This window comes from Streptomyces sp. NPDC016309, from assembly GCF_043077235.1.
In the GTDB taxonomy this organism is placed as follows: domain Bacteria; phylum Actinomycetota; class Actinomycetes; order Streptomycetales; family Streptomycetaceae; genus Streptomyces.
Window position 1 is genome coordinate 181,633 of sequence record NZ_JBIBSG010000008.1, and the last position, 16,693, is coordinate 198,325.

16 protein-coding genes are annotated in these 16,693 nt (G+C 75.3%); 9 read left to right on the forward strand and 7 right to left on the reverse strand.

What is annotated here, in order from left to right; all coding sequences use genetic code 11:
* Positions 1–36: 36 nt before the first annotated feature.
* Positions 37–942: a 5'-3' exonuclease H3TH domain-containing protein gene (locus tag ACF068_RS21420; protein WP_392276056.1), complete on the reverse strand. Its 906-nt coding sequence runs from the start codon at positions 940–942 to the stop codon at positions 37–39.
* Between the two features lie 177 nt (positions 943–1,119).
* Here ACF068_RS21420 and ACF068_RS21425 point away from each other — a divergent pair, with 177 nt between their 5' ends.
* Both ACF068_RS21425 and ACF068_RS21430 read left to right on the forward strand, forming a co-directional pair.
* Complete coding sequence (locus ACF068_RS21425) at positions 1,120–1,662, forward strand: helix-turn-helix domain-containing protein (RefSeq protein ID WP_392275860.1); 543 nt, start codon at positions 1,120–1,122, stop codon at positions 1,660–1,662.
* Positions 1,662–2,387, forward strand: coding sequence for a helical backbone metal receptor (locus ACF068_RS21430; protein WP_392275861.1), 726 nt, complete (start codon positions 1,662–1,664; stop codon positions 2,385–2,387). The genes ACF068_RS21425 and ACF068_RS21430 overlap by 1 nt, the downstream gene beginning before the upstream one ends.
* On the opposite strand, the gene ACF068_RS21435 is transcribed toward ACF068_RS21430, so the two are convergent.
* On the reverse strand, positions 2,305–3,426 hold the full coding sequence (locus ACF068_RS21435; RefSeq protein ID WP_392275862.1) for a TDT family transporter: 1,122 nt from the start codon (positions 3,424–3,426) through the stop codon (positions 2,305–2,307). The genes ACF068_RS21430 and ACF068_RS21435 overlap by 83 nt on opposite strands.
* Positions 3,427–3,496: 70 nt before the next feature.
* Between ACF068_RS21435 and ACF068_RS21440 the strand changes: the two genes are divergently transcribed.
* Complete coding sequence (locus ACF068_RS21440) at positions 3,497–4,396, forward strand: LysR family transcriptional regulator (RefSeq protein ID WP_392275863.1); 900 nt, start codon at positions 3,497–3,499, stop codon at positions 4,394–4,396.
* A gap of 118 nt (positions 4,397–4,514) precedes the next feature.
* Here ACF068_RS21440 and ACF068_RS21445 read toward each other — a convergent pair whose 3' ends face one another.
* From ACF068_RS21445 to ACF068_RS21455, 3 genes are all read right to left on the reverse strand, one after another.
* Complete coding sequence (locus ACF068_RS21445) at positions 4,515–5,192, reverse strand: gamma-glutamyl-gamma-aminobutyrate hydrolase family protein (RefSeq protein WP_392275864.1); 678 nt, start codon at positions 5,190–5,192, stop codon at positions 4,515–4,517.
* Between the two features lie 199 nt (positions 5,193–5,391).
* Positions 5,392–6,870 carry an ethanolamine permease gene (gene eat, locus ACF068_RS21450; protein ID WP_392275865.1) on the reverse strand — a complete coding sequence of 493 codons (1,479 nt, stop codon included), beginning with the start codon at positions 6,868–6,870 and terminating at the stop codon, positions 5,392–5,394.
* Positions 6,871–7,046: 176 nt separating this feature from the next.
* Positions 7,047–7,793: a FadR/GntR family transcriptional regulator gene (locus ACF068_RS21455; protein ID WP_392275866.1), complete on the reverse strand. Its 747-nt coding sequence runs from the start codon at positions 7,791–7,793 to the stop codon at positions 7,047–7,049.
* Between the two features lie 78 nt (positions 7,794–7,871).
* Between ACF068_RS21455 and ACF068_RS21460 the strand changes: the two genes are divergently transcribed.
* The 4 genes from ACF068_RS21460 (at position 7,872) to ACF068_RS21475 (ending at position 12,494) form a co-directional block, all read left to right on the forward strand.
* Positions 7,872–9,242, forward strand: a complete 1,371-nt coding sequence (locus ACF068_RS21460; protein ID WP_392275867.1) for a glutamine synthetase family protein — start codon at positions 7,872–7,874, stop codon at positions 9,240–9,242.
* 10 nt (positions 9,243–9,252) lie between these two features.
* The gene (locus ACF068_RS21465) at positions 9,253–10,617 is read left to right on the forward strand and encodes an aldehyde dehydrogenase family protein (RefSeq protein ID WP_392275868.1); all 1,365 of its coding nucleotides are present in this window, start codon (positions 9,253–9,255) and stop codon (positions 10,615–10,617) included.
* Between the two features lie 6 nt (positions 10,618–10,623).
* Positions 10,624–11,406 carry a 3-oxoacyl-ACP reductase gene (locus ACF068_RS21470; RefSeq protein ID WP_392275869.1) on the forward strand — a complete coding sequence of 261 codons (783 nt, stop codon included), beginning with the start codon at positions 10,624–10,626 and terminating at the stop codon, positions 11,404–11,406.
* Between the two features lie 200 nt (positions 11,407–11,606).
* Positions 11,607–12,494 (forward strand): DUF2510 domain-containing protein, encoded by an 888-nt coding sequence (locus tag ACF068_RS21475; RefSeq protein ID WP_392275870.1) that lies wholly within the window; start codon positions 11,607–11,609, stop codon positions 12,492–12,494.
* Positions 12,495–12,519: 25 nt separating this feature from the next.
* Here the strand turns inward: ACF068_RS21475 and ACF068_RS21480 are convergent, their stop codons facing one another.
* Both ACF068_RS21480 and ACF068_RS21485 read right to left on the reverse strand, forming a co-directional pair.
* Positions 12,520–13,722 (reverse strand): amino acid deaminase/aldolase, encoded by a 1,203-nt coding sequence (locus tag ACF068_RS21480; protein WP_392275871.1) that lies wholly within the window; start codon positions 13,720–13,722, stop codon positions 12,520–12,522.
* A 346-nt stretch (positions 13,723–14,068) separates the two neighbouring features.
* Positions 14,069–14,608, reverse strand: a complete 540-nt coding sequence (locus tag ACF068_RS21485; RefSeq protein ID WP_392275872.1) for a hypothetical protein — start codon at positions 14,606–14,608, stop codon at positions 14,069–14,071.
* A 43-nt stretch (positions 14,609–14,651) separates the two neighbouring features.
* On the opposite strand from ACF068_RS21485, the gene ACF068_RS21490 reads away from it, so the two are divergent.
* Both ACF068_RS21490 and mycP read left to right on the forward strand, forming a co-directional pair.
* Positions 14,652–15,506, forward strand: coding sequence for a hypothetical protein (locus ACF068_RS21490; RefSeq protein ID WP_392275873.1), 855 nt, complete (start codon positions 14,652–14,654; stop codon positions 15,504–15,506).
* A complete protein-coding gene (mycP, locus tag ACF068_RS21495; RefSeq protein WP_392275874.1) occupies positions 15,503–16,690 on the forward strand; it encodes a type VII secretion-associated serine protease mycosin in 1,188 nt (395 codons plus the stop codon). The genes ACF068_RS21490 and mycP overlap by 4 nt, the downstream gene beginning before the upstream one ends.
* Positions 16,691–16,693 lie beyond the last annotated feature (3 nt).

The following is a 16,693-nucleotide window of genomic DNA, read 5'->3' on the forward strand; positions in this document are numbered from 1 at the left end:
GGGACGTGGTTGCTTAGGTATACCTAAGTTAACACCTCATCCGCGAAGCGTGACGAGGAGCCGGTCCAGCGAACCGCCCAGCCCCCACCGCTCCGCCAGCCGTTCCAGGCCCGCGGGGTCGCGCGGGCCGGACGGCAGCGCGGGGTCGAACTCCGGCAGGGGCACGTCCCCGGCGACCCGTACGACCTTCGGGGCCACCGCCACGTAGTCCCGGGCCTCGTCCAGCCGCCTCCGCTGCGCGGGCGTCAGCTTCGACGCCGGATCGTCCACCGCCGCCATGATCCCGGCCAGGTCCCCGTACGTGTCCAGCAGCTTGGCCGCCGTCTTCTCGCCGATGCCCGGCACGCCCGGCAGCCCGTCGCTCGGGTCGCCGCGCAGCAGCGCCAGGTCCGCGTACCCCGGCCCGCCCACCCCGTACTTGCCGCGCAGCCACGCCTCGTCCGTGACCTGGAGCGTGCCGACGCCCTTGAGCGGGTACAGCACCCGCACGCCCCGGGCGTCGTCCACAAGCTGGTACAGGTCCCGGTCGCCGGTCACGATGTCCACCGGCCCCGCCGCCCGCCCGGCCAGCGTCCCGATGACGTCGTCCGCCTCGTACCCCGCCACACCCACCCGGGCGATCCCCAGGGCGTCCAGCACCGCCTCGATCACCGGCACCTGGGGCGACAGCGTGTCCGGGACCTCCTCCTCGTCCGGCCCCACCTCCGTCTCCTCGGCCACCCGGTGCGCCTTGTACGACGGGATCAGCTCCACCCGCCAGGCCGGCCGCCAGTCCGCGTCCATGCAGGCGACCAGGTCGTCCGGCCGCCGGTCCTGGACCAGCCGGGCGATGAAGTCCAGCAGTCCGCGCACGGCGTTGACCGGCGTGCCGTCCGGCGCCCGGACGGAGTCGGGGACCCCGAAGTAGGCGCGGAAGTACAGGGAGGCGGAGTCGAGGAGCATCAGGCGTCGCGTCACGCCTCCGATCATGCCCCACCCCACTGACAGCCGGGCGTCCGCGACGGGCCCGCGCGGAGCACACGTCCCCCGGGGCCCGCCGCTTCGCGCCTTTCCCTACCGTTGCGCTACTCGGTGGTACCGCCGCTGCGTAAGGTGGTCGCAGAGGGAGGGAGCCGAGACATGGACGAGAAGGAGACGCTCCGGGTGGGCGTGGCCGTCCGCAGGAGGCGAAGAGCCATGGCGCTCACCCTCGCCGCGGTCGCCGCGCGGAGCGGGCTGTCCGTGCCCTTCCTCAGCCAGATCGAGAACGAGCGCGCCCGGCCCAGCGAGCGCTCCCTCCAGCAGATCGCCGACGCCCTGGAGACCACCACCGTGGCGCTGCTCGACGCCGCCGACCCGGCACGCACCGTCGACGTCGTACGCGCCGCGGACGATCCCGGCCGCCCCGGCGCGCGGGCGCTGGTGCGCGGCCAGCACCAGATGCACGCCGAGGAGTTCACCGGCGAGCACGACGCGGGGCGGGAACTCGTGCTGCGCAACGACGCCATGCTGTACGTCGCCGACGGCACCGCCCAGGTGGAGGCCGAGGGGCAGGCGTACCGGCTGGAGCGCGGCGACACCCTCTACCTCTCCGGGGGCGTCCGGCACCGCTGGCGGGCCGGCGACCCGCACACCCGGGTCCTGGTCGTGTCCGTCGCCGAGCACATCGAGACCTCCGCCTGATGCGGGTCGTGTCGCTGGTGCCCTCCCTCACCGAGGCCGTCGCCGTCACGGCCCCGGGACTGCTGGTCGGTGCCACGAACTGGTGCACCCACCCCGCCGGACTCGACGTCACCCGTATCGGCGGCACCAAGAACCCGGACGTCGCGGCGGTCGTCGCCCTCCGCCCCGACCTCGTCGTCGCCAACGAGGAGGAGAACCGGGCCCCCGACCTGGCCGCCCTGCGCGCCGCCGGGATCGACGTCCTGGTCACCGAGGTCCGCGACCTGGACCAGGCCTTCCCGGAGCTGGACCGGGTGCTGCGCGCCTGCGGGGTGCCGGAGCGGCCGCACTGGCTGGAGGCGGCGCGGGAGGCCTGGGCGGCGGTCACGCCCGGTCCGCGCCGCACGGCCGTCGTGCCCGTCTGGCGCCGCCCCTGGATGGTGCTGGGCCGCGACACCTTCGCGGGCGACCTGCTGGCCCGCCTCGGCGTCGTCAACGTGTACGCGGACCACCCCGAGCGCTACCCGCGCGTGCCCCTCGACGAGCTGCGCGCCGCCGGGCCCGACCTGGTCGTCCTGCCGGACGAGCCGTACCGGTTCACCGCCGACGACGGGCCCGAGGCGTTCGACGGCATCCCCGCCGCGCTCGTCGACGGACGGCACCTCACGTGGTACGGGCCGTCGCTGGCCGCGGCACCGGAGTCGCTGCGAGCAGCTCTCCGGCGGCCAGTCCACGGGCCGTCCTGACGGCCGCCGTCAGCCATGCCGCCACCAGCAGCGCGTACAGGCCGACCGCCAGCCACCCCAGGACGGCGAGCCCGGTGTGCCGCGCCAGCCCCTCCGCGCCCGTCACGCACGTACCGACCGGGAACGTGAACGCCCACCAGGTCATCGCGAACGGCATGCCCCGGCGACGCGCCCGCAGCACCACCGCCCCGGCCAGCGCCAGCCACATCAGCGCGAAGCCCATCACGGGCACGCCATACAGCACGGCCAGGCCGGCGGCGTACGGCACGCCGGCCGGCACCGCGCCGGCGAGGTTGTTCGCCGCCGTCGCGGACTGGCCCAGCGGCCCGAGGACCAGGAACAGCGTCGGCGTCATGGCCAGCGGCAGCGGGCCGCCGGTCACCAGCCGCCCGAAGACCAGCGGCAGCACCACCAGGGTCGCCAGCAGGCTCAGCCCGAACATCCCGTAACAGGCGGTCAGCAGGGTCCGCTGCCACTGGCCGGGCGGCAGGTGCGGCACCAGGAGGGGGCCGAGCGCCGCGGACACCATGGGCGCCACGACGGGCAGCAGCCACACCGGTGAGGCCGGACCGGTGTCATGGCGCACCACCATCAGGTACGGGACCGCCACCGCGACCGTCAGCCCGATCACCGTCCCGGCCGTGAACAGGACCGCGTCGAGGGCCAGCGCGGCACCCGGCCCGATCCAGTCCACGCCGACCACGAGCGCCCCGCCCCCGACCGCCACCAGGGCCATGGCCAGGCACCCGTAGAACGGGGCGACGGCGGGATCCAGGAGGTGCGTCCGGGCCTGGTCCCGGTGGTGCGTCCAGTGCAGCGCCCGCGCCGCGAGCAGGGTGAGCAGCAGCACCAGGGACAGCGCCCAGACGGCGGCGCAGGCGGTACGCAGCCCCGGCACGGGGGCGGGAAGCGCGGCGCCCGCGTTGGCGACGATCGCGGTGCCCATCACCGTCGCGTACCAGTTGGGCCCGAGGTGCCGGACGGCCGTGGCGCGGGGAGCGCGGGTGATCGGGACACGGTGCTGCGCGAGGGTTGCCATGGCACCACCCTGTGTCCCGGGGATGCCCCTCACCAGAGATCACTGTCCTATGGCCACATAAACTGGGGTTATGACTCTCGCGCACCGCGTTCCCGACCTCGGGGCCCTGGAACTGCTGCTGGCCGTCGCCCGGCACGGCAGCCTGGGCCGCGCCGCGCGCGAGGTCGGGATCACCCAGCCCGCCGCCAGCAGCCGCGTCCGCTCCATGGAACGCCAACTGGGGGTCGCCCTGGTGGACCGCTCCCCGCGCGGGTCCCGGCTCACCGACGCGGGCACCCTGGTCACCGACTGGGCGCGGCGGATCGTCGAGGCGGCGGAGGCGTTCGACGCCGGGGCCCAGGCGCTGCGCGACCGGCGCGACTCGCGGCTGCGGGTCGCCGCGTCCATGACGATCGCCGAGTACCTGCTGCCCGGCTGGCTCATCGCGCTGCGGGCCGAGCGCCCCGACACGGCGGTGTCGCTATGGGCCGGCAACTCGACCGACGTCGCCGCCGGGCTGCTCGCCGGGGAGGCGGACCTGGGGTACGTCGAGGGCCTCACCGTTCCGGAGGGCCTGGACGCGGCGGTGGTCGCCCACGACCGCCTGGTGGTCGTCACGGCGCCCTCCCACCGGTGGGCCCGCCGCCGCGCCCCGCTGACCCCCGCGGAACTGGCGGCCACCCCGCTGGTGCTGCGCGAGTACGGCTCGGGCACCCGCCAGGTCCTGGACGCCGCGCTCGCCGAGTACGGCGGGCTGGCCGACCCCCTGATGGAGCTGGCCTCGACGACCGCCGTGAAGGGCGCGGCGGTCAGCGGGGCGGGACCGGCGGTGCTCAGCGAACTGGCCGTCACCGAGGAGCTGTCCTCGCGGCGCCTGGTGGAGGTCCCCGTGGAGGGCGTCCACCTCCGCCGCGCCCTCCGCGCCGTCTGGCCGACGGGCCCCCTCCCCACCGGCCCGGCCCGCGACCTGCTGTCCCTGGCGCGGGGCTAGGGGGCAGTCGCGCCGATCTTGCCGGGCTCTCGGCGTCCGCCACCGCACCTCGCGCCGATCCGGCCAGATCGTCGGGGCACCCCCTGGCAACGCCGCCCGGGCCGCCCGGACGGGCTCGTCACGAGGAGGCCCGGACCAGGCCCTCCATGACCCGCGGGTCGTCGCCCATCTCGGGGTGCCACTGCACGCCCAGCACCCACGGGGCACCCGGCAGTTCGACCGCCTCCACGGTGCCGTCCTCGGCGTGCGCCGAGGGGATCAGGCCCTCGCCCAGCCGGTCCACGGCCTGGTGGTGGTAGGTGGGGACCGCCGTCGCCTCGCCGACGAGCGCGGCGTACCGCGTCCCCGGAACCGGCTTCACCGTGTGGGCGTCGAACACGCCGACCCCGCCGGTGTGCCCGTCCAGGTGCTGGACCAGCGTGCCGCCGAGGGCCACGTTCAGCAGTTGCATGCCGCGGCAGATGCCCAGGAGCGGCGTGTCCGCCGCCAGCGCCGCCCCGATGAGCGCGAGCTCCCAGGCGTCCCGCGCCGCCGCCGGCGGGCCGGTGCGCGGGTCGCGCTCGGCCCCGTACCGCTCGGGGTCGACGTCGGCGCCGCCCGCGACGACGAGCCCGTCGAGGCGGGCGACCACATCGGCGGCGACGGACGGCGCGTCCGGCGGGAGCATCACGGCGATGCCGCCCGCGGCCCGGACCAGACGGGGGTACGCCTCCGGGAGGAGCGCGGCGGGCAGCTCCCACACGCCCCACCGGGCGGGGTTCAGGTAGGTCGTGACGCCGATGAGCGGCTTCGGCACGGTGTGGTTCCTCTCTGTCTCGGTCCGGGCGCCGGGCGCCGGGAGCGCTTCCCGTCCCGGTCCTGGTTCCGGTTCCAGCCCCGGTTCCGGCCCCGGTCCCGGTTCCAGCCCCGGCCCCGGTCCCGGTTCCAGCCCCGGCCCCGGTCCCGGTTCCAGCCCCGGTCCCGGGTCCGGTCCCGTCCCGGTCCCGGACACGGGCTCAGTCGCGGGTGAGTTCGGCCTCGGCCGCGGCCAGGGCCGCGAACTCCTCCTCGGGCGCGTTGGCGACGAGACGGTGCCGACTGTAGAAGGCGAAGTACGCCAGGGCGACCGCGTAGACCCCCAGCGCCATGAACGCGGCGTCCTTGTCCACCAGGAACGTCGCCACCAGCGCCGACAGCGCCAGCACGAAGGCGACCGAAGAGGTGACGATCCCGCCGGGCGTACGGTACGGGCGGGGCAGCTCCGGCTCGCGGCGCCGCAGCACGATGTGGGACAGCGCCATCAGTGCGTAGCTGATGGTGGCGCCGAACACCGCGATGTTCAGCATCCGCGCCCCGTTCCCGGTCCCGGCCGCCAGCGCGAACCCGATCGCGCCCGGGATCAGCAGCCCCAGGTACGGGGACTTGCGGCGGCTGGTCAGCGACAGGAACCGGGGCAGGTACCCGGCCCGGGAGAGGGCGAAGAGCTGCCGCGAACCGGCGTAGATGAGTGAGAAGAACGAGGCCACCAGCCCCGCCAGCCCCGCGTAGTTGACGAACCGGCTCAGCGCCGTCGGGTCCCCGTCCCCCTGGAGGGCCACCACCAGCGGGTTGCCAGCGTCCTGGATGGCGGCCGAGCCGCGGACACCCGTCGAGGCGAAGAACGTCAGCACCGCCAGCAGCACCAGGACCATCAGCGACAGCGACAGCGCCCGGGGCATCGAGCGCACCGGGTCCTTGGCCTCCTCGGCGGCGAGCGGCACGCCCTCGACCCCCAGGAAGAACCACATCCCGAACGGGAAGGCCGCCCAGATGCCGAGCAGCCCGTACGGCAGCCAGGAGTTCGCCCCGAACGCCGTGGGGTCGGCCGGGATGTCGTTCAGCCCGTCCGTGTGGAACTCGGTGAGGGCGCCGGCCGCGAAGATCAGCAGGGCGGCCACCGCGACGGCGGTCACGACCAGGCTGAAGCGCAGCGCCTCGCCGACGCCCCACAGGTGGATACCGATGAAGATCACGAAGCAGGCCAGGTAGACGGGCCAGCCGGACTCCAGGCCGAACAGGCCGAGGGATTCGACGTAGTCGCCGATGAAGATCGAGATGGCGGCCGGGGCGAGGATGTACTCGATGAGGATGGCCGTCCCGGTGAGGAACCCGCCCCAGGTGCCGAGCGCCCGGCGGGCGAAGCCGTAGCCGCCGCCGGCGGCCGGCAGGATGGCGGACAGTTCGGCGAGGGCGTAGACGAGACAGGCGTACATCACGCCCATCAGCACGGTCGCCGTCGCCAGCCCGCCGAAGCCGCCCTCGGAGAGGCCGATGTTCCAGCCGGAGAAGTCGCCGGAGACGACGTACCCCACTCCGAGCCCGGTGAGCAGCAGCCAGCCGGCGCTGCCCTGCCGCAGCGCCCGGCGCCGCAGATAGTCGTCGGATTCGGAGCCGGATCCGGAGTCGGAGCCGGAGTCCGCCGGTCCGGGTGTGTCCTTGGTTTCTTCCAGCGTCATGGCAGCCGTGCTCCCGTGTCGGTCGGGGCCCAATGGAATGGACCCATACCTTTGCGGTGGGCGGGCGGGAGCGCAAGACCCGTGCGTTACTTTCGGGTTACGCCGACGGCCCGGTCCGCCCCCGGTGGCCGCCCGCCCCCCGCCGCCCGTGGTCGCCCGCCCCGGCCCGCGCCCCGTCACGTCAGGAACCCGCGCAGCAGCGCCGCCGTACCCGCGCAGTGCTCCCGCATCACCTCGCGCGCCGCGTCCGCGTCGCCCTCCAGGACGGCCTCCACCAGTGCGGTGTGCTGGTGCTGCGAGTGCTCCAGGTTGCGCACGAGCAGCGGGATGCAGTCCAGCAGGTCGTTGACCGACGCCCGCACGGCCGCGTACTGGGCCGTCAGTGTGGGCGAGCCGGACAGTTCGGCGAGCGTCAGGTGCAGCAGCGTGTCCTGGCGCCGGTACTCCTCCAGCGGGGCGTCGTGCGTGGCCCGCAGCGCCGTGCGCAGCCGTTCGGCGCCCTCCTCGGTCAGCCCGTGCGCCGCGCACAGCCCCGCCGCGCCGACCTCCAGCACCTCGCGGAACCGCAGCGTGTCCTCGACGTCGACCGACGCGATGCGCCGCCGCAGCTCCGCCTCGCCGGAGTCGCCGGGCGCCCGGTCCCGGTGCAGCACGAACGTTCCGCCGTAGCGGCCGCGCCGGCTCTCCACCAGGCCCTGCTCCTGGAGCACCTTGAGCACCTCGCGCAGCGTCACCCGGCTGATCCCCATCCGGTCGGCCAGCTCCCGCTCGGCGGGCAGCCGCTCGCCGCCGGGCACCAGACCCAGCCGTACGACCTGGAGGATCTGCTCCAGCGCCTCCTCGAAGCCGTTGCCCGCGCGCACCGGCCGCAGCACGGGTGCCAACCGGTCCCCGGGTTCGCCGCCCGGGCTCTTCTTCGCCACCTCGCCGTTTCCCCTTCCCAAGCAATGGTCTTCCGCAATACCTTATGGCTCCCGGCTGACCGAAGGAGGAGCAATCCCGTGGCAGACCGCAAACCCCCGCTCGACGTCGAGGAACTGCGTGCCCTCGTCGCGAGCGGTGAGATCGACACAGTGGTCCTGGCCTTCCCCGATATGCAAGGGCGGCTCCAGGGCAAGCGGTTCGCCGCACCCTTCTTCCTCGACGACGTGCTGGAGCACGGCACCGAGGGCTGCAACTACCTCCTCGCCGTCGACGTCGAGCTCAACACCGTCGAGGGCTACGACATGTCCTCCTGGGCCAAGGGCTACGGCGACTTCGCCATGCGCCCGGACCTGACCACCCTGCGCCGGGTCCCCTGGAACGACGGCACCGCGATGCTCATCGCCGACCTCGCCTGGAACGACGGCTCACCGGTCGTCGCCGCGCCCCGCCAGATCCTGCGCCGCCAGCTCGAACGGCTCGCCGAACACGGCTACACCGCCCACGTCGGCACCGAGCTCGAGTTCATCGTCTTCAAGGACACCTACGAGCAGGCCTGGAACGCCGACTACCGCGACCTCACCCCGGCGAACCAGTACAACATCGACTACTCCGTCCTCGGCACCGGCCGCATCGAACCCCTGCTGCGCCGCATCCGCAACGAGATGGCCGCCGCCGGGCTGACCGTCGAGTCCGCCAAGGGCGAGTGCAACCCGGGCCAGCACGAGATCGCGTTCAAGTACGACGAGGCCCTGGTCACCTGCGACCAGCACGCCATCTACAAGACCGGCGCCAAGGAGATCGCCGCCCAGGAGGGCGTCTCGCTCACCTTCATGGCGAAGTACAACGAGCGCGAGGGCAACTCCTGCCACATCCACCTGTCCCTCCAGTCCATCGACGAGGCCGGACACAGCGTCATGGCGGGCGACGGACCGGGAGGGATGTCACGGGTCATGCGGCACTTCCTCGCCGGACAGCTCGCCGCGCTGCGCGACTTCTCCCTGCTCTACGCCCCCAACATCAACTCCTACAAGCGCTTCCAGCCCGGCTCCTTCGCGCCGACGGCCGTCGCCTGGGGGTACGACAACCGCACCTGTTCCCTCCGGGTCGTCGGCCACGGCCGCTCGATGCGCTTCGAGAACCGCCTCCCCGGCGGCGACGTCAACCCGCACCTCGCCGTCGCCGGCCTGGTCGCGGCCGGCCTGTACGGCATCGAACAGGAGCTGGAGCTCCCCGAGCCGTGCGACGGCAACGCGTACGCCGCCGACTACGACCACGTCCCCACCACCCTGCGCGAGGCCGCCGAACTGTGGGAGAGCAGCCCCATCGCCAAGGCCGCCTTCGGGGACGAGGTCGTCGCCCACTACCGCAACATGGCGCGGGTCGAGCTGGAGGCCTTCGACGCCGCGGTGACCGACTGGGAGCTGCGCCGCTCCTTCGAACGCATGTGAGGCCCCTGTCGTGACCACCGAGCACCTCGTACTCGACCCCGCCACCGAAGAGGTCGTCGCGACCGTCCCGGCCGCCACCCCGGCCGACGTCGACGCGGCCGTCACCCGTGCCGCCGCCGCCCAGCGGGGGTGGGCGGCGGCGGCCCCCGCCGACCGCGCCCGCCTGCTGCGCCGCTTCGCCGCCGTCGTCGACGAGCACGTCGAGGAACTGGCCCGCCTGGAGGTCCGCGAGGCCGGCCACACCCTCGGCAACGCCCGCTGGGAGGCCGGCAACGTCCGCGACCTCCTCGACTACGCGGCCGGCGGTGTCGAGCGCCTCAACGGCCGGCAGATCCCCGTCCCCGGCGGCCTCGACATCACCGTCCTCGAACCCCTCGGCGTCATCGGCGTGATCGCGCCGTGGAACTTCCCCATGCCGATCGCCGCCTGGGGCACCGCCCCCGCCCTCGCGGCCGGCAACGCGGTCGTCCTCAAGCCCGCCGAGACCACCCCGCTCACCGCGCTCCGCCTCGCCGAACTCGCCCTGGAGGCCGGCCTCCCCGAGCACCTGTTCCAGGTGCTGCCGGGCGCCGGGCCCGTCACCGGCGACGCCCTCGTCGAGCACCCCGGCGTCGCCAAGATCGTCTTCACCGGCTCGACACGGGTCGGCAAGGCCATCATGGCCAAGTGCGCCGCCCGGGTGAAACGCGTGACGCTGGAACTCGGCGGCAAGAGCCCCAACATCGTCTTCGCCGACGCCGACATCGAGGCCGCGGCCGCCGCCACCCCCATGTCCTTCCTGGACAACTCCGGACAGGACTGCTGCGCCCGCACCCGCATCCTGGTCCAGCGCGCCGTGTACGACCGCTTCCTGGAGCTGCTGGCGCCCGCCATCGAGGAGATCGTCGTCGGCGACCCGTCCGACGAGAGGACGCAGATGGGCCCCCTCATCTCCCGCGCCCAGCTCGACCGGGTCCGGTCGTACGTCCCCGACGACGCGGAAGGCATCCGCGGCAAGGCCCCCGAACGCCCCGGCTTCTGGTTCCCGCCCACCGTCCTCACCGGCCTCGCGCCCGACGCGCCCGCCGCCGTCGAAGAGGTCTTCGGCCCCGTCGCCGCCGTCCTCCCCTTCGACGACGAGGCCGACGCGATCCGGCTCGCCAACGCCACCGAGTACGGCCTGTCCGGCTCCGTCTGGACCCGGGACATCGGCCGCGCCCTGCGTGTCTCCGGCGCCGTCCGGGCCGGGAACCTCTCCGTCAACTCCCACTCCAGCGTCCGCTACTGGACCCCGTTCGGCGGCTACAAGCAGTCCGGCCTCGGCCGCGAACTCGGCCCCGACGCCCTCACCGCCTTCACCGAAACCAAGAACGTCTTCATCAGTACGGAGGCCTGACCCACCATGACCGAAACCCCTGTGTGCCGCCGCCTCACCGGCCGTACCGCCGTCATCACCGGCGCCGGCAGCGGCATCGGCCTCGCCGCGGCCCGCCGCCTCGCCGCCGAGGGCGCCCACGTCGTCTGCGGCGACATCGACGAGCGGGCGGGCAAGGCGGCGGCCGACGAGGTCGGCGGCACCTTCGTACGCGTCGACGTCACCGACGCCGACGAGGTCGAGGCGCTCTTCAGGACCGCGTACGAGACCTACGGCAGCGTCGACATCGCCTTCAACAACGCCGGCATCTCGCCGCCCGACGACGACTCCATCCTCACCACCGGCCTGGAGGCGTGGAAGCGGGTCCAGGAGGTCAACCTCACCTCCGTCTACCTGTGCTGCAAGGCCGCCATCCCCTACATGCAGCGCCAGGGCAGGGGCTCCATCATCAACACGGCCTCCTTCGTCGCCATCATGGGCGCGGCCACCAGCCAGATCTCGTACACCGCCTCCAAGGGCGGCGTCCTGGCCATGTCCCGCGAGCTGGGCGTGCAGTTCGCCCGCGAGGGCATCCGCGTCAACGCCCTGTGCCCCGGGCCGGTGAACACCCCGCTCCTCCAGGAACTGTTCGCCAAGGACCCCGAGCGCGCCGCCCGCCGCCTCGTGCACATCCCGGCCGGCCGCTTCGCCGAGGCCGACGAGATCGCGGCCGCCGTCGCCTTCCTCGCGAGCGACGACTCGTCGTTCGTCAACGCCACCGACTTCCTCGTCGACGGCGGCATCTCCGGGGCGTACGTCACGCCCCTCTAGCCCACCCCTCGCGGCCACCCCCGCGGCCACCTCCACCCACCCGGCAGCCGGGCGGCGCACGACGCCCGGCTGCCGGGCGCGGAGCAGGAGCGTGCACGTGAGGGACGGACGGACGACGCCGGCCGGGTCTTGTGCGCCGGACCGGCGGGAGCGCCGTACCGGACCGACCGGATGCCGTGCGCGCCCCCTAAGGTGACCGCATGAGCATGACGCCACCCGGCTGGTACCCCGACCCGGCCGACCCCGCCGTCGAGCACTGGTGGGACGGCACCGCCTGGACCGGGCACACCCGCGCCGCCGGCACCGGCGCCCCCACCGCCCTGACCCCCGCGCGCCCGGAGCGGCGGACCGGCCGCCTCGTCGCCGTCGCGCTGGCCGGCGTGGCGGTGGCCGGCGCGGCGGCGCTCCTCCTCGGCGGCGGCGACGGACCGCCGGCCGACGCCGCGAACAGCCCCACGCCACCACCGGTCACGTCCGCGCCCGCGTCGCCGCCCCCCGCCCCGGCCACCTCCCCTCAGGAGGACCCGGGACTCGTCGTCGACCAGCTCAACGGCATCACCCTGCCCGTCCTCGACGGCTGGGAGAAGGCGGAGTTCACCACCGACAACGTGCCGACCGTCTCGACGGTCGCCGACGACCCGTGCCCCGCCGCGAGCAGCCGCACCTGCAAGCGCGGCACGGTGTCCTCCCGCACCGCCACGGCCACCGGCACCAGCGACCCCAAGGCCATCGCCGAGGAGGACATCGCCAGGGCCGCCGACCGTGCCTTCGAGGAGGACACCCTCGGCGTCCGGCCCTACGGCGGCATCCGCTCCCACAAGGTGCTGGCCGAACGGGCCGCGGTCGTCGCCGGCCGCACCGGCTACCTGGTCCGCTGGCAGGTCACCACCGGCCAGGGCCCCGGCGGCTACGTCCAGTCCCTGGTCTTCCCCTCGTCGCTCGGCAGCGAGTCACCCGTGATCGTGCGGTTCGCGTTCTCCGCCGGGCCGGGCGCCCCGCCACTGTCGGCGATGGACGAGATCACCGCCGGCATCCGGCCCGTCGGCAGCTCGACCGGTGGGGGAGTGGGCAGCAGCATCGGCCCGTGACCGCGCCGGGCGCCCGCCGGGCCCGTCAGAGGAACGTCCGCCCCTCACCCCGGTAGGTCGGCACGGTCGCCGTGACCCGGTCGCCCTCGATCAGGTGCAGCGCGTCGAACCGCTCGCACAGCTCGCCCGCCTTCGCGTGCCGGAACCACACCTTGTCGCCGATCAGCAGGTCGTCGGCGGCCGGGCCCAGCAGCGGGGTCTGCACCTCACCCGCGCCCTCCCGCGGGTCGTACCGCAGCCCCTCCGGGAGGTACGGGACCGGCAGCCGGTCCGCCCCCGCCGCACCCGACGCGGGGTACCCGCCCCCCAGCACCGTCACCACGCCCATGCCCGGCCGGCGCACCACGGGCTGCGCGAACAGCGCCGCCGGACGGCCGCGGAACGACGTGTAGTCGTCGAACAGACGCGGTACGTACAGCCCCGACCCGGCCGCGACCTCGGTCACCGCGTCCTCGGCCGCCGTGTGCTGGACGCTCCCCGTCCCGCCCCCGTTGACGAACTCCAGGTCCGGCGCCACCGCCCGTACCGCCGCCACCACGGCCGCCCGCCGCACCGCCAGTTCCCGCCGGGCGGCCGCCTGCATCAGCCGCACCGCCCGCGACCGCACCGGCCGGCCGGCGAGGGCGTCACCCACACCGGCGACATGACCCTCGTACGCCATCAGCCCGACGAGCCGGAACCCCGGGCGCCGGGCCACCGACCGCGCCAGCTCCGCCACCTGCGCCGGCGTACGCAGCGGCGACCGGCGGGCCCCGATCCGGATCCTGCCGCCCAGCAGGTGCAGCGACGTGTCCAGCTCCAGGCACACCCGGACCTCCTCGGCACCCCCGTCCCGCGCGCCGTCGACCAGGTCCAGCTGCGCCGGGTCGTCCACCATCACGGTCACCGCGGCCGCGAGCTTGGCGTCCCGCGAGAGCTCGGCGAACCCGGCGCGGTCGGCCGACGGATAGGCCAGCAGCACGTCGTCGAACCCGGCCCGCGCCAGCCACAGCGACTCGGCGAGCGTGTACGACATGACGCCCGCGAACCCGTCCCTGGCCAGCACCCGCTCCAGCAGCGCCCGGCACCGCACGGACTTGCTCGCCACCCGTACCGGCTTGCCGCCGGCCCGGCGGACGAGATCGTCGGCGTTGGCGTCGAACGCCTCCAGGTCGACGACGGCGAGGGGCGCGTCGAGATGGGCGGTGGCCCGGTCGTACCGGGCCCGGTCAGCGGCACGCGGAGTCATGGCCAGAGCCTGCCAGAACCGCCTACCCGGGGGTAGGGGGACGTTCCGGTCAGATCCGGCCCGGCCGGCGGCCGCGTTCCCGTCCGAGCGGGCGCAGCCCGTAGAGTTACCCACGCGCTGACGAACGGGCCTGCCCCGCAAGGCGATCCGGACGACACCGAGGGGGGCGGATGAGCACCGAGGCACGACACCCTTCGCCCGGCGCCACGCGGACTCCCCGCCCGCCGTCGATACCGCCGTCGGCCCCGGGTTCCGGTTCCGCCCCGGCGAGCGCGTCCGCCACCGCTCCGGTCACGCCGCCCCGCCCCACCACCGCACCGGCGGCCCGCCCCGCGACGGGTTCCGGTCAGACCCGGCCGACCGCGTCCGGCACCGTTCCGGCCCAGGGACCCGGCGGCGCCCCTACGCGCCCCCTGGCCCCCGCCCCCGGAACCGCTCCGGCACCCGCCTCCGGGCCCCGCCACGCCACCACCGCGCCGCCCGCGCCCGCCACCGCTCCGGCCCCCGGTACCGCGCCCGCCCCGGCACCCGCGCCCGCCTCCGCGCCGCGCACGCCCGCGCCGGCGCCGGCGCCGGCGCGCGAAGCCGCCCCGGCCCCCGCCTCCGCGCCGCGAGCCCCCGCCCCGACGCCCGGAACCACCGCCGCCCCCGGGCCCGCCACGGCGCCGCGCGTCCCCGCCTCCGCGCCCGCCGCCGGGGCCGTCGAGACGACCGCCCGGTTGCGCCCCGTCCGCGAGCAGGCGACCACCCCTGCCGCCCCGCCGGCCCCCGGAGCGGCGCCCCGGGCCGTACCGCCCACGACGCCGAAGCCCACGACGGCGGCGCCCGCGACGCCGACGCCCCCGCCGCCCACCCGGCGGCGGCCCGTCGGCGCCGTCGACCTCACGCCCCGGCCCGGGGCCGCCTCCCCGCACCCCGCCGCCCCGCACGTGACCGCCCCGCACCCGACCGCCCCGCCCTACTGGCTGCCCCCAGAGACGCCCGTCGAGACGACCACCCGCCTCCGGCCCGTCCGCAGCAGGCACCCCGCCCGCGCGGCGGCGGCCGTCGCCTGCCTGGTGCTGGGGCTCGGGCTCACCGGCGGGGCGGCCGCCGGGTCGTGGCTCGTGGGGGACTCGGCCGCGCGGACCTCCGCCGGTGACCGCTTCGGCGAGGCGCGCGGCCTCTGGCACAGCGTCCCCGTCGACACCCTGTTCCCGCGCACCCTCGACGGCGAGGGCGCCGGACCCGGACGCGCCGACCGCACCTGGACGCGGGTCGCCGTCGCGCCGGACGGGCCGTGCGCCGGGGCCTTCGACCCGCTGCTGCTGCGGACCCTGCGGCCGGTGGGCTGCGACCGGGTGCTGCGCGCCACGTACACCGACGCCACCTCCACCAGCGTCACCACCGTCGGCATGGTCTTCACCGACGCCGACCGCCCCGGCATGGCCGCGCTGCGTGAGCGCTTCCGGGCCGAGAGCCTCGACGAGCGCACCGACCTGCTGCCGCGCACCCTCTCCGCACCCGGCACCGTCGCCGCCCGCTTCGGGGACGCGCAGCGGGCGAGCTGGCGGGTGAGCGTGCTCACCGACGTACCCGTCATCGTCTACGCGGTGTCCGGCTTCGCCGACGGCCGTACGGTCGCCGACCCGCAGCCCGCCGCCGAGGCGATGGCCGAGGGCCAGACCAGCACCCCCGCGCAGGCGGGACTCGGCCACGACGCCGACGGCATCGCCGACCGGATCGAGCGCCGCCTCCGCACCACGGCGACCACCGGCGCGGAAGCCGCACAGGAGCTCCGATGACGTCCCCGACCCACCGCCGCCGCGGCGCGGCCCTCACGGCAGCCCTCGCCGCCACCGCCTTCGCCGTGCTGCCCGCCGCGCCCGCGCACGCCGACACCATCCGGGAGCGCCAGTGGGGCCTGGAGGCGCTGCACACCGCCGGGGCCTGGGACACCACCAAGGGCGAGGGCGTCACCGTCGCGGTCCTGGACACCGGCGTGGACGACACCCACCCGGACCTCGCCGGCAACGTCCTGCCCGGCAAGGACCTCATCGGCTTCGGCGCCCGGCGCGGCGACCGGCCCTGGGCCCGCCACGGCACCGCCATGGCCGGCATCATCGCGGGCCACGGGCACGGCCCCGGCGGCGAGGACGGTGTCCTCGGCATCGCGCCCGAGGCGAAGATCCTGCCCGTCCGCGTCATCCTCGAAGGCGGCGACCCGGCCCGCACCAAGGCCCGCAACACCCGGGGCACCGCCCTCGCCCAGGGCATCCGCTGGGCCGTCGACCAGGGCGCCGACGTCATCAACCTGTCGCTCGGCGACGACAGCGAGTCCGCCCACCCCGACGCGGGCGAGGACGCCGCCGTCCAGTACGCCCTGTCCAAGGGCGCCGTCGTCGTCGCCTCGGCCGGCAACGGCGGCGACAAGGGCGACCACATCTCGTACCCCGCCGCCTATCCCGGCGTCATCGCGGTCACCGCCGTCGACCGGTACGGCACCCACGCCGCGTTCTCCACCAGCCGCTGGTACGCGACGGTCAGCGCGCCCGGCGTCGACATCATCATCGCCGACCCCGACCGCAAGTACTACGAGGGCTGGGGCACCAGCGCCGCCTCCGCGTTCGTCTCGGGCGCCGCCGCCCTCGTCAAGGCCGCCCACCCCGGGCTCACCCCCGCCCAGGTCAAGAAGCTGCTCACGGACACCGCCCGGGACCGCCCCCGGGGCGGCGGCCACGACATCGACAAGGGCTACGGGACGGTCGACCCGGCCGCCGCGATCCGGGCGGGTGCCGCGCTGCGCCCGGCCGACCTCAAGGCCGCCACCGCCGGCTACGGCAAGCGGTACTTCGGTACGGGCCCGGCGGCCGCGCCCGGCGGGGACGAGGACACCGGCCTGCTCGCCCCGGTCGCCGGCGGGATCGGCGTGCTGCTGCTGGCCGCCGCGCTCGTGCTGTGGCGCGGGGGCCGCGCCGCCGGGCGCTGACCC

Coding starts and splice junctions, on each gene's coding strand:
- ACF068_RS21480 (WP_392275871.1), bottom strand. CDS start 13,722: ATGACTCCGCGTGCCGCTGACCGGGCCCGGTACGACCGGGCCACCGCC.
- ACF068_RS21430 (WP_392275861.1), top strand. CDS start 1,662: ATGCGGGTCGTGTCGCTGGTGCCCTCCCTCACCGAGGCCGTCGCCGTC.
- ACF068_RS21475 (WP_392275870.1), top strand. CDS start 11,607: ATGAGCATGACGCCACCCGGCTGGTACCCCGACCCGGCCGACCCCGCC.
- ACF068_RS21435 (WP_392275862.1), bottom strand. CDS start 3,426: ATGGCAACCCTCGCGCAGCACCGTGTCCCGATCACCCGCGCTCCCCGC.
- mycP (WP_392275874.1), top strand. CDS start 15,503: ATGACGTCCCCGACCCACCGCCGCCGCGGCGCGGCCCTCACGGCAGCC.
- ACF068_RS21425 (WP_392275860.1), top strand. CDS start 1,120: ATGGACGAGAAGGAGACGCTCCGGGTGGGCGTGGCCGTCCGCAGGAGG.
- ACF068_RS21420 (WP_392276056.1), bottom strand. CDS start 942: ATGCTCCTCGACTCCGCCTCCCTGTACTTCCGCGCCTACTTCGGGGTC.
- ACF068_RS21470 (WP_392275869.1), top strand. CDS start 10,624: ATGACCGAAACCCCTGTGTGCCGCCGCCTCACCGGCCGTACCGCCGTC.
- eat (WP_392275865.1), bottom strand. CDS start 6,870: ATGACGCTGGAAGAAACCAAGGACACACCCGGACCGGCGGACTCCGGC.
- ACF068_RS21440 (WP_392275863.1), top strand. CDS start 3,497: ATGACTCTCGCGCACCGCGTTCCCGACCTCGGGGCCCTGGAACTGCTG.